This window comes from Thermoanaerobacterium xylanolyticum LX-11 (assembly GCF_000189775.2).
Classification (GTDB): Bacteria; Bacillota; Thermoanaerobacteria; order Thermoanaerobacterales; family Thermoanaerobacteraceae; genus Thermoanaerobacterium; species Thermoanaerobacterium thermosulfurigenes.
This window is the reverse complement of record NC_015555.1, coordinates 2,195,000-2,206,901: the sequence shown is the minus strand read 5'-3', so window position 1 is coordinate 2,206,901 and position 11,902 is coordinate 2,195,000. Positions and strand designations below refer to the sequence as shown.

General features: G+C 37.5%; 9 protein-coding genes and 1 other annotated feature. Of the genes, 8 read left to right on the top strand and 1 reads right to left on the bottom strand.

Translation table 11 applies throughout. The features are described 5' to 3' along the window. Positions 1 to 269 precede the first annotated feature (269 nt). The 5 genes from THEXY_RS10710 (at position 270) to THEXY_RS10690 (ending at position 5,965) form a co-directional block, all read left to right on the top strand. Positions 270 to 1,409, top strand: coding sequence for a DNA polymerase IV (locus THEXY_RS10710; RefSeq protein ID WP_013788855.1), 1,140 nt, complete (start codon positions 270 to 272; stop codon positions 1,407 to 1,409). A gap of 10 nt (positions 1,410 to 1,419) precedes the next feature. Then, entirely contained in the window at positions 1,420 to 2,787 is a 1,368-nt protein-coding gene (locus THEXY_RS10705) for an MATE family efflux transporter (RefSeq protein ID WP_013788854.1), read from the top strand. A 68-nt stretch (positions 2,788 to 2,855) separates the two neighbouring features. Then, positions 2,856 to 3,362 carry a DUF6106 family protein gene (locus THEXY_RS10700; RefSeq protein WP_013788853.1) on the top strand — a complete coding sequence of 169 codons (507 nt, stop codon included), beginning with the start codon at positions 2,856 to 2,858 and terminating at the stop codon, positions 3,360 to 3,362. A gap of 15 nt (positions 3,363 to 3,377) precedes the next feature. Further along, entirely contained in the window at positions 3,378 to 3,848 is a 471-nt protein-coding gene (gene trmL / locus THEXY_RS10695) for a tRNA (uridine(34)/cytosine(34)/5-carboxymethylaminomethyluridine(34)-2'-O)-methyltransferase TrmL (protein ID WP_013788852.1), read from the top strand. A gap of 353 nt (positions 3,849 to 4,201) precedes the next feature. Further along, complete coding sequence (locus THEXY_RS10690; RefSeq protein ID WP_013788851.1) at positions 4,202 to 5,965, top strand: restriction endonuclease; 1,764 nt, start codon at positions 4,202 to 4,204, stop codon at positions 5,963 to 5,965. Positions 5,966 to 5,981: 16 nt separating this feature from the next. Here the strand turns inward: THEXY_RS10690 and aroF are convergent, their stop codons facing one another. Continuing rightward, a complete protein-coding gene (gene aroF, locus THEXY_RS10685; protein ID WP_013788850.1) occupies positions 5,982 to 6,989 on the bottom strand; it encodes a 3-deoxy-7-phosphoheptulonate synthase in 1,008 nt (335 codons plus the stop codon). Between the two features lie 48 nt (positions 6,990 to 7,037). After that, positions 7,038 to 7,268: a binding site (T-box leader), on the bottom strand. 138 nt (positions 7,269 to 7,406) lie between these two features. Between aroF and THEXY_RS10680 the strand changes: the two genes are divergently transcribed. From THEXY_RS10680 to larAH6, 3 genes are read left to right on the top strand one after another with little or no spacing between them, the layout of a single operon-like run. Next, positions 7,407 to 8,135, top strand: coding sequence for a fumarylacetoacetate hydrolase family protein (locus THEXY_RS10680; protein ID WP_013788848.1), 729 nt, complete (start codon positions 7,407 to 7,409; stop codon positions 8,133 to 8,135). An 11-nt stretch (positions 8,136 to 8,146) separates the two neighbouring features. After that, positions 8,147 to 10,609, top strand: a complete 2,463-nt coding sequence (locus tag THEXY_RS10675) for an MBL fold metallo-hydrolase (RefSeq protein ID WP_013788847.1) — start codon at positions 8,147 to 8,149, stop codon at positions 10,607 to 10,609. Positions 10,610 to 10,635: 26 nt separating this feature from the next. Next, the gene (gene larAH6 / locus THEXY_RS10670; protein ID WP_013788846.1) at positions 10,636 to 11,889 is read left to right on the top strand and encodes a nickel-dependent malate racemase, LarAH6 family; all 1,254 of its coding nucleotides are present in this window, start codon (positions 10,636 to 10,638) and stop codon (positions 11,887 to 11,889) included. Positions 11,890 to 11,902: the final 13 nt, after the last annotated feature.

The window sequence follows — 11,902 nt, the reverse complement described above, 5'->3', positions numbered from 1 at the left end:
GAGGTTAGTTTGCCATCAGCACCACGTCTGATTCTTCTATAGCTGCACCAGTGCCGATTCTTCCCATTGCAATTCCGATGTCTGCTCTTGTTAAAGCGGGAACATTATCCCATCTCCAACAAAAGCTACTTTGCCTTTTAAATCAGTATTGCTGCACAGCTTCTCAAAACATATTCTATCTATCTTTTTTTATAGTATATTCCATTTTTGCTGTAAACAAGATGCTGTGCTATAATATATTTTAGTAATTCAGTTATGAGGGATAAAAAATGATGCGCAAGATAATCCATGTTGATATGGATGCTTTTTTTGCCTCTATTGAGCAACATGACAATCCAAAACTTAGAGGAAAACCTGTCATAGTAGGTGGGCTATCTGGTAGAGGTGTTGTATCTACATGCTCTTATGAAGCGAGAAAATATGGTGTTCATTCAGCTATGCCTATGTACATGGCGAAGACTTTATGTCCACACGGTATTTTTTTGCCAGTAAGATTTCAGCGGTACAGAGAGGTGTCTGAAAAAGTATTTGATATTTTATATGAAGTTACTGATATTGTGGAGCCGCTGTCGATTGATGAAGCATACCTGGATGTGACTGATATCGACAAAAATCCAGAAGATATTGCCAAGGAAATAAAAGAGAAAGTGCACATGGTGACAGGGCTTACTGTGTCTGCAGGCGTTTCATACAACAAATTTCTTGCCAAGATTGCGTCGGATTGGAATAAACCTGATGGACTCATGATCATAACTGAAGATATGGTGCCTGATATATTGAGGCCTTTAAGCGTGTCGAAAGTTTACGGTATTGGGAAAAAATCTTCTGAAAGGCTTAAAAAAATAGGCGTAGAGAAAGTGGATGATTTGCTAAAATTAAGCCAAGATGAGCTTACGAATATATTTGGGAAGTACGGCAAAGAGATATACGACAGGATAAGAGGAATTGATTCAAGACCTGTTGAAACGTACAGGGAAACGAAATCAATAGGGAAAGAGACGACGCTAAAAAAAGACACCAGCGATGCAGACTTGCTTTTAAAGTATTTAAGAGGATTTGCTGACATAGTATCATCAGAGCTTAAGGGTGAGAGACTTTACTGCAGGACTGTAACTGTAAAGATAAAGACCTCAAATTTCACACTTCATACAAGAAGCCGCACATTAAATGAATACATAGATTCGTCAGATGATATTTATTCTGTTGCCGAGGCCATATTTAAAGAGGCTAAAATGACGCAGCCTGTAAGGCTTATAGGGCTTTCTGTGTCAAACTTAAGTGCAACAAAGATAAAGCAGTTGTCACTTTTTGATTTGGATGTCAAGAGAAATTTAAAGATCGACAAGATATTATATGATGTGAATAAAAAACTTGGAGGACATTTTGTAAAAAGAGGAAGCGATATATAGGGGGGTCAAAATGGAGAAAGCTGAACAGCGATTTAGTCTTCAGAAGGAAATATTAGAGCTGGCATGGCCTTCTATAACTGAACAAATGCTTATAATGATGGTCGGTATGGTGTCAACCATATTTGTGGGCCACATAAGCACAGCTGCTATAGCGGCAGTAGGCATGATAAATACTTTGGTGTTTTTCTTTCAATCTATCTTTGCAGGGCTGTCAACAGGGTGCACGGTAATCGTTGCAAGGCTAATAGGAGAAAATGACGATGACAATGCAAAGCTTGCTGTAATGCAGGCGCTTGTAATGTGCATAATCATTTTTATTTTGTTTACCGTTTTCGGATATATCTTTGCTGTCCCGCTGATAAAATTGTTTTTTGGTTCTGTAGCAAAAGATGTATTTGAGCTGGGGCTTATGTATTACAAGATCATTCTTTTGGGCATGCCATTTGTGATAATAGATATTGTATTAGGCGGTGCACTAAGGGGTGCAGGTGATACAAGGACGCCCATGTACATTACGGCTACCATAAACTTGATAAGCCTCATCTTAAACTCTCTTACGGTGTTTGGCGTAAATATCGGCGGACACCAGCTTATACCTGCTTTTGGAGTAAAAGGTTCTGCTATGTCTGTCACTATAGCCAGGGTTATAGGTGGTTTTATACAGCTTTATGTTCTTTACTTTGGAAAGAGAAGGATCAATTTAAGCATAAAAGACGGAGTGAAGCTTAATTTTCCTATGATGTTGAGGATTGTGAAGGTTGGCGTCCCTGCGTCCTTAGAGCAGCTTATAATGCAAGGCGGATTTTTAATAATGCAGGTTATAGTTTCTACAATGGGTACTGCGTCTATTGCAGTGTACCAAATAGGCATGAATGCCAATGGCCTTGCATTTATGCCTATATTCGGATTTCAACTGGCAGCTACTTCTTTGGTTGGAAGAAGCTTGGGGGCTAGAAAGATGATGCTGGCGGAGACGTACGGGAAACTGTCAAATAAAATAGCGGTGCGGATAATAACAGTCATAGGAGTCATCATGTTTATATTTGCACGTCAACTTGCCGCACTTTATTCTACAGATCCTGAAGTCATAAGGATGGGTGCTGTAGTCATAAGGATATTTGCTGCAATCGAACCGATGTTGGCTATAATGAATGTATTGTCTGGCGTTTTAAGAGCAGCGGGAGATCTGGTGTATATAGTTGTGACGGCATTTATAGGGCTTTGGCTTTTTAGGATTGCCATAGGATACGCTTTAGGCAAGTGGATGGGCATGGGCATATATGGCATATGGATAGGAATATGCTTTGACTTTGTTGTTCGTTCTTTCATGTACACATACAGATTCAAGCAGGGAAAGTGGAAATACCTCATGGTATAAATAATGATGTTGCAATTTTGATAAAATAAATTTATTATAAAAGTATAAGTAAGCTGGGAGTTGATTTTGTGGATATATTTATTGAAAAACTTGTAAAAAAACAAAAGACATCTAAGGACATGCTGAAAGCTATAGGACTTATTTTAGCTTCATTGGTAATTGTTTTTTTCATAGTACCTCTTATACCTTTTGTGAAGGGATTTCTCATCTTTTTTATCGTTGCAATACCTTTTTTTGCCTACTACGTTATTAAATCGCAAAACGTTGAATACGAGTACGCATATACCAACGGTGAGCTGGATGTAGATAGGATAGTAGCTGAAAGCAGAAGGAAAAGACTTTTAAGTGTTGACTGCAAAGACTTTGAAATCGTAGCAAAGGTGTCAAGCGACAAGTATTCAGATGAGTACAGAAAGATACCAAACAAGGTGGAAGCGGTAAGTTCAATGACATCACCTGATGTGTACTTCGCTGTCTTTGAAAATGCCGGCAAAAGGACTATTCTCTACTTTGAACCTAATGATAAGATGATAGAAGCCATGTGGAAGTACATACCAAGGAAGTTCTTTAAATAAACTGGAGGAATGCAAATGCCCATAAATGTAGTATTGGTTGAGCCGGAGATACCGCAAAATACAGGTAATATAGCAAGGACTTGTGTCCTTACAGGATCTAAGCTTCACTTAGTAAAACCGCTTGGTTTTTCTTTAAGTGAGAAGTATTTAAAAAGATCTGGACTTGACTATTGGCCATACCTTGACTTAAAGGTGTACGAAAACTTAGAGGAATTTTTAGAGTCTACGAAAGGCTGTAAATATTATTTAGCTACCACAAAAGGCAAACACTTTTATCACGAAGTAAAGTACGAAGATGAGTCTTACATCCTTTTCGGGAAAGAATCAGCAGGCCTTCCTCAGTGGCTTAGAGAGAAGTACGAAGATGATTGCATAAGGATACCTATGAACGAGGTAAAGGCGGAAAGATCTTTAAATTTGTCAAATTCTGTGGCAATTGTAGTCTATGAAGCTTTAAAACAATTGGGTTTTCCTAATATGTATTGATATAAAGTGCAGCTAAAATCAGTTTTTCTTTGGTAAGTGCTCGCAAAATACTAAAAGAAATGTTTTAGCTGCTATTTATTTTTTATGCTTTTCATTTATGGATAATAGAATTATCACTTGCGAATTCAAGTTTGTCATGATATTCCTGCTACTATTAGTAGAGTAGAAATGTTTTTAGCTCTAAATTGAGAAATACTAATATATGCCGATTTCACTTGCAACAATCGTATAGGAAAAAGCTTAAAAAGATATTCGATTGTAGGTATTTAAAGTCATTGTAAAAGTTTGTTGTTAATTACTGTTTGTTGCGGTATACTCATAATAGGAGATACCAATTACAAGGTGGTGCTATAATGGATGATAATAAATTGATATACGCAATTGAAGAAAGAATAGGACAGCCTGATTTATTTACTGGAAGAAAGGAGGAGCTGTCTTATTTTGAAAGATGGGCAGACGAAATACCTGTGAAATTATCAAGATCAACAGCACTGCTATCAAGAAGAAAAAAAGGGAAAACAGCGCTTGTGGAAAGGCTTTACAATATTATATACACAAAAAATGGTCCTTTAGTGCCGTTTTACTTCGAAGTAAAAGAAGGCAGCAAATGGATCGTTGACTTTGCTTTAAACTTTTATGCGTCTTTCATATCACAATATCTGGGTTTTAAACTAAGAGATGTAAACTTATGCCGTACAATAAAAAGCCTTGATGAATTAAATGAAATCGCATCGAAAAATGGATATAAAGCTGTTTCTGATAACATAAAACTATTTAAAGATGCATTAAAAGATAAAGACATGGTTGATACGATTTGGAATAATGCTCAATCGGCACCGCATAGAATCGCAAGCGTGACAGGTGATTACATAGTTCAAATAATCGATGAATTTCAGTTTATTAATAGCGAAATATACTGGGATATGGGAAGAACAAGAGTAGCTAATGACCTTGCAGGATCATATTTATCATTGGCAGAATCAAAAGTAGCGCCAATGCTTGTAACAGGAAGCTGGGTAAGCTGGCTTAAGAACATAATAAGAGGTCAATTGCCAGGAAGATTTATAGAAACAGAGCTTAATAATTTAAAAGAGGAAGAAGGACTTGAAGCAATATACAATTACAGCATAATAACAGGGGTTCCTGTGTCAGACGATGTAGCTCTATATCTAAACAAATTAGTAAATTCAGATCCATTTTATATAAGTGCTATAATACGAAGCATATACAAAGATAAAGATTTAACTACTGTTGATGGACTTATTAAAACACTTGATTTTGAATTAAGGCGTGGCAGCATATACGGAACATGGATGGAGTATATAAGCCGCACATTAAGCACAGTAAATGATAAAAATGCCAAAAAAATAGTCCTGTTTTTATCAAAAAATAGAGAAAAAGAGTGGACGCGGCAGGAGATAATAGCTAAGTGTAATTTACCGTACGATGACAGGGAAGCCGAGAACAAACTACAAATGCTATTAAAGGGAGATCTCATAAGTGAAGGAAGCACAAGCATAAGGTATAAAGGAATGACAGATGACATATTTTATAAAGTTTTTAGATACAAATACGAGGAAGAAATAGATAATTTTCCGCTAGAGAAAATATTAGATGAAGAACGGGAAAAGCAGCTTATGGAGATAGAGTCATTGCAAAAAGAGATAAAGAGCTTAAAAGGCAGGGAAAAATATTATAAAGGGCATATATTAGAATACGTATTGATGAAGTACCTAAAATTTGAACAATATAAAAAAGAAAATGTAATGCTCAAGGACAAAGTATATAATCCGGTACAAGGAGCTGAATTTGCAAGATATCAAGAAGTAAAGCCATACAAGGTTATGTTGGAAGGCGGGCGAGAACACGAAGTAGATATTTGGGCAAAAAGCTATGAAGAAGGAAAAGACCTTTTCATAGAGGTAAAAAGCTGGGAGAGGTCTATTAGCAAAAGTGATACTGAGAAGTTTGTAAAAACGGTAGAAGATATGAAGACTTTAGGCATAAAAGGTTACTTTATATATTATTCGCTTAATGGTTTTGAAGATGATGCAAAAAAATATCTTAATGAAAATGGAATAATGTATGCCGATAAAAAAAGCTGGGCTATCGTATGATAATCCAGCTTTAGTCTTAGCCTTTTAAAGCCAAAAGAATTTTATTTACTTCTTTTGAAACTTTGTCAAATTCTTCAGGCGTAAGTGACTGCCCGCCGTCTGAAAGTGCCATGTCTGGATGTGGGTGCACTTCTATGATAAGTCCGTCTGCGCCTACTGCTACAGCAGCCCTTGATAGTGGCGCTATAAGGTCACGCCTGCCTGTGCCGTGGCTTGGATCCACTATTACAGGAAGGTGGGATAAATTTTTTACTGCAGCGACAGCATTTAAATCAAGAGTATTTCTGGTGTACGTCTCAAATGTGCGTATGCCTCTTTCGCAAAGTATGACATTTGGATTTCCTTCTTTCATGATGTATTCCGCTGCATTAAGCCATTCTTCTATAGTTGACGATAAGCCCCGTTTCAATAGAACTGGCATGTTTGACTTGCCTATCTCTTTTAGAAGCTCGAAATTCTGCATGTTTCTTGAACCAACTTGCAGTATATCTGCGTATTGCGATACTTTCTCTATGTGAGAGCTGCTGACGATCTCTGTGATAGTGACCATGCCTGTTTCCCGTCCGACAGCATTTAGTATCTTAAGTCCTTCCTCTTCTAATCCTTGGAAAGAATATGGTGATGATCTTGGCTTGTATGCACCACCTCTTAAGACTTTTGCACCAGATTTCTTGACTGCTTTGGCAGCTTCAAGCATTTGCTCATAGCTTTCTACAGCACATGGTCCTGCCATCATGACAAAACTGCCTCCGCCGATGTCTACATCTTTGACTTTTACCACAGTGCTGTCAGGCTTTGCAGACCTTGATACAAGCTTATACGGAGAAGAAATCCTGACGACGTCGTACACGCCTTCCATCGAGGATATAGGCTTATCTTCAAGTATTTCCACATTTCCGATGACGCCGATTATGGACCTTTCAGCACCATTTACTACATGTGTTGATAGATTGAATTTATTTACGTATTCGCAGACGGTTTTTATATTTTCTTCTGTGGCGTTTTCTTTCATTATAATGACCATCAAATCAACCCCTTTTAACATATTATCTTATAAAAAAAATCTCTCATCCCAAAGGACGGAGATTTTCCGCGGTACCACCTTTATTAACCATGAAAGGTTCACTCTAAGAGTACAATCATACTCCCTTCTTTTTAACGGTAGAAGACTCCGGCATCACCTACTTTAGTTTCAGATCGCAACTTAAGAGGGAACTTCAATATGCTTAAGATATCCGGCTTCCACCATCCCGGACTCTCTATAATCCTCTGCATACCTACTTTCCTCTTTCATCGTCTTTCACTCAAATTATTGTAATAATAATACAACAAAAATATCTATGTGTCAATAAAATTTTTTACTTTAAACTGCTAAAACATTTTTACACGTGTTGTATATTATGCTAAAATATCTATAAAAGATAAAAAAGGAGCGGTGAATATGAGAATTGTGAGAATAGACGATGAAGGAAAGAAGTATGGAGTAGTAGATGGTGAAAATATTTTTACAATAGATGGAGGTTTGATGAAAAGTTTAAAGATTGACGACGTGAAGCTTTTGCCGCCATGCGAGATGACAAAGGCTGTATGCGTTGGTTTAAATTATGGAGACCACATTGAGGAGATGGGAGACAAGCGCCCTGATGAGCCTACATTGTTTATAAAACCTGCTACTGCAGTGATAGGACCTGATGATTACATAGTAATTCCTAAAATGTCAGAGAGGGTTGACTATGAAGGAGAATTAGCTGTCGTTATAAAAAAGACAGCAAAGGATGTTTCAGAAGGTGATGCATTAGATTACGTTCTTGGATATACGATTGCAAATGATGTCACAGCCAGAGATCTGCAGTCAAAAGACGGGCAATGGACGAGGGCAAAATCATTTGACACGTTTTTGCCTATAGGACCATGGATTGAGACAGATTTAGATCCATCAAACTTAGAGATAAAAACATACGTAAATGGTGTATTAAAGCAGCACAGCAACACAAAGCACCTTATATTTAATGTACCTAAGCTTGTATCATTCATATCACATGTGATGACGTTAAATCCTGGCGATGTAATACTTACAGGGACTCCATCTGGAGTAGGGCCGATAAAGCCGGGTGATGTGGTCACAATTGAAATTGAAGGAATAGGTAAGCTTATAAATAAAGTCAAGTAAAGGGGATACACATGAAATTTTATTTTTGCGGTGGAGCAAGCGAAGTAGGTGCATCGTGCTATTTGGTAAATATAGATGGGAAAAATATTTTATTAGATTGTGGAATAAGGATGGCATCAGGTAAGGACAATCTTCCTGATTTTCAGCTTATTCAGGAAAATGGCGGAGTAGATGTGATATTGATAAGCCATGCTCATATGGATCACATTGGCGCATTGCCTATATTATCAAGGATCTACCCTGATGCCAAGATATACATGACACATGCTGCAAAAGATTTGACAAGGGTACTCTTGTACGACAGCTTAAAGATAATGGAAAGAGAAGCGGAGATACCCGCTTATGCCGAGATACATGTAAAGGAAATGCTAAACAGGATAATATGCCATACACCGGGTCATACATTTTCACCTTTTTTAGATTCTGATTTAAAGGTGACTTTCTACAGCGCTGGACATATAGCAGGTGCAGCATCAACATACATAGTTGGAAATGAGGGAAGCTTTTTTTACTCAGGTGACTTCTCAAGATTTAGGCAAAATACGATAGAGGGTGCGTCAATACCAAAATTAAGACCTGATGTAGCTTTCTTTGAATCTACGTATGGCGATAAGCTTCATGCAAATAGAGAATTAGAAGAATCAAGGCTTGTTGAGAAGATAGGATATGTAATTAAAAATGGTGGAAAAGTGTTGATACCTGCTTTTGCACTGGGGAGAGCGCAGGAAATAATACTCATACTTAAAAAAGCCATAAATAAAGGAATGATAGAAACAAAAGTGTACGTTGATGGCATGGTGAAAGACATATGCAGGATTTATAAATTAAATCCAAACTACCTAAGGGAAAGCTTAGCTAAGAAGATTTTTAAAGGCGGAGAAATATTTTTTGATGACAATATAATGCCAGTTGACAAATCAGAAATGAGGGAAGAAATCATAAAAGAGCCATGCGTGATAGTATCAAGTTCAGGAATGCTTACAGGCGGTCCCAGCCAGTGGTATGCTGAAAAACTGGCAGGAGATGAAAAAAATCTGATAGCTATAACAGGGTATCAAGACGAGGAGTCACCTGGAAGAAAGCTTTTGGAGCTTACGGATGAAAAAGACGATGATAAAAAGCTTAAATTGGCGGATAAAGAAATACCAATAAAATGTGCAGTTGACAAGTTTGGACTTTCAGCACATGCTGACATGAGCGAGATACTGTCACTTGCCAATATCCTTCATCCTAAAAAGGTATTTTTGATCCATGGCGATCCAGACACGATAAATTTTTTAGGTAAAGAGATACAGAAGGATATAAATACAGATGTATACGTGCCACAGAATGGTGATGTGTACGATATTGATATACAAAATCCGCGAAAGCAGCTTAAAAGAGAACCATATCCTTCAATGAACATGGGAGAAACTTTAAACGAAGGCAATATAGAAAAGCTTTGGAGATTTGTGTTGGATGAAATCGGTACAGATGCTGCATTATCTGTAGAAGATATAGCTGAAATCTGGGGCTGTGTGGAAGATACTGATGCTTTAAAAGATTTACTAAATAACTCAGTGTACTTTCAGCCTGACAAAAGGAGAATGTTTTTGTATCACCCTGTATCAGAAGAAGAACTGAAGTCAGAAGAAGATGAAGGCCCTATGGAAGTGAACAAGATGCTTTCATTAGTTGATGAATACTTTAGTAGAGAGTCAGGACTATACAAAAAGGGTGCCAGATTTGATGAGAAGATAGCTATTTTGTACTTTGATTTTCCAGATGTAGCTAAAAATAAGTATTCAGATTTATTTAAAGAATTTGAGGAGAGGACAGGATGGACAGTTGAATTAAACGAGAATATAAACACATCAGCCATAAATGACGTTATATATAAGCTTATGCCAAATGTTACTATTAACAAAGTTTCTTATAAAGCGGCCGACAAATTAGTATCTGTAAAGATCGACGGAGAAATTGGAAATATTGAGGAAGTAAAAGATAAATTTTACAATGAGACGGGACTTAAGCTTAACGTTAATGGGCAAGACGTGCCAGTTGATACAATTGCTGTTGTTGATACAGGTTCTGACAAACTGGAGCAGAATGAAGCACTTAAGATCATAGATGAGGCATTTAAGGATTTGCCACATAAGCCCTATAAAAAGAGCATAAAGACATTAAATGGCGTAAGATATATTGAGCTATCATTTATATCTAAAGCAGTCGGTGAAAGGTATACAGAAAAAATAGACGAGCTTATAAAGAGGACTGGTTGGCCGATCTTAGTAGGAAATGGATGCAATCAGATAGAAGTCATAAATATTGCAAAGAGAGTATTTGGAGAAATGGGAGTTAAGCTCAAGAAAAATCCAAGCGTGTATTTAGACGACATGACGATTGGCATATCAATAGATGGCGATGTCACAGATGAAATCATCAAAAAAATAAATGACACATTGTACGATATGACAGGATTAAGGCTTAGGTAAATATAAATTGTAAAGGAAGGTTTGCGATGGGATATAAGGATGTTTCATTAAAATACGGGAAAGGTGCGGTAGACATAAGAATAGATGAAAATATGTGTACAGTGCTTTATCCTGAGGATTTGCCTGGCGTTGAAGACCCTATGGCGGAAGTATTAAGATCGCTTGTAAACCCGATTGGTAAAGCGCCTTTATCGGATTTGGTTAAAGGCAAGAAAGATGTCGTCATACTTGCCAGTGATATAACACGACCATCTCCATCTCACATTTTGATACCGCCTATAATTGATGAATTAAACAAGGCAGGCATAAGCGATGACAGCATAAAAATCGTTTTTGGGCTTGGATACCACAGGAAACATACAGATGATGAAAAGAGGACACTTGTTGGTGAAGCAGTGTTTAATAGGATAAAGTGCATCGACCATGATATAAATGACTGCGTGTACGTTGGCACTACAAAAAGAGGTACGCCTGTAGAAATCTTTCGTGAAGTGTACAATGCAGATTTCATCATAGCTACAGGCAACTTAGAGCTTCACTATAAAGCAGGGTACAGCGGCGGACATAAAGCGCTGCTTCCAGGTGTTTGCAGCAAAAATACAATAGAAAAAAACCACGTCCTCATGTTTTCAGAAGGAGCGATGCCAGGCAAAATTGATGGAAATCCAATGAGAGAGGATATCGAAGAAGGAGGCAAGCTGGCAGGTGTAGATTTCATAGTCAATGCAGTCTTAAATAGCCACAAGGAGATAGTGAAAGTGGTATCAGGGGATCCCGTAAAAGCTCACAGAGAAGGCGCTAAATACATCGATAAGATGTACAAAAGAGTTATACCAGAAAAAGCCGATATTGTCGTAGCATCTTGCGGAGGATACCCAAAAGACATTAACCTTTATCAAGCTCAAAAAGGGCTTGACAACGCCCAATATTCTGTAAAAGACGGCGGTACTATAATATTAGTGGCGGAATGCAGAGAAGGGCTTGGAGAGAAGCTTTTTTCAGACTGGATGGTAAACTCATCATCTGTAGATGAGCCATTGAAATGGATAAAAGAAGAATTTAGGCTTGGAGCACATAAAGCCGCTGTAATCTGCGAAGTATTAAAAAGGGCTGATATCTACCTCATATCATCTTTTGACCGCAGTTTCACTGAAAAGATATTCTTTAAATACGCAAAGACTCCGCAGGATGCACTTGATGAAGCTATTAAAAAATATCACGATCCCAAGGTACTTGTTCTTCCATACGCAAATTCTACGTTGCCATATGTGGAGAATTGATAATAATGTCATG

Bases quoted from the DNA above. Each gene is read 5' to 3' on its own strand.
- THEXY_RS10710 (WP_013788855.1), top strand. From the start codon at position 270: ATGATGCGCAAGATAATCCATGTTGATATGGATGCTTTTTTTGCCTCT.
- THEXY_RS10705 (WP_013788854.1), top strand. From the start codon at position 1,420: ATGGAGAAAGCTGAACAGCGATTTAGTCTTCAGAAGGAAATATTAGAG.
- trmL (WP_013788852.1), top strand. From the start codon at position 3,378: ATGCCCATAAATGTAGTATTGGTTGAGCCGGAGATACCGCAAAATACA.
- THEXY_RS10690 (WP_013788851.1), top strand. From the start codon at position 4,202: ATGGATGATAATAAATTGATATACGCAATTGAAGAAAGAATAGGACAG.
- aroF (WP_013788850.1), bottom strand. From the start codon at position 6,989: ATGGTCATTATAATGAAAGAAAACGCCACAGAAGAAAATATAAAAACC.
- THEXY_RS10680 (WP_013788848.1), top strand. From the start codon at position 7,407: ATGAGAATTGTGAGAATAGACGATGAAGGAAAGAAGTATGGAGTAGTA.
- THEXY_RS10675 (WP_013788847.1), top strand. From the start codon at position 8,147: ATGAAATTTTATTTTTGCGGTGGAGCAAGCGAAGTAGGTGCATCGTGC.
- larAH6 (WP_013788846.1), top strand. From the start codon at position 10,636: ATGGGATATAAGGATGTTTCATTAAAATACGGGAAAGGTGCGGTAGAC.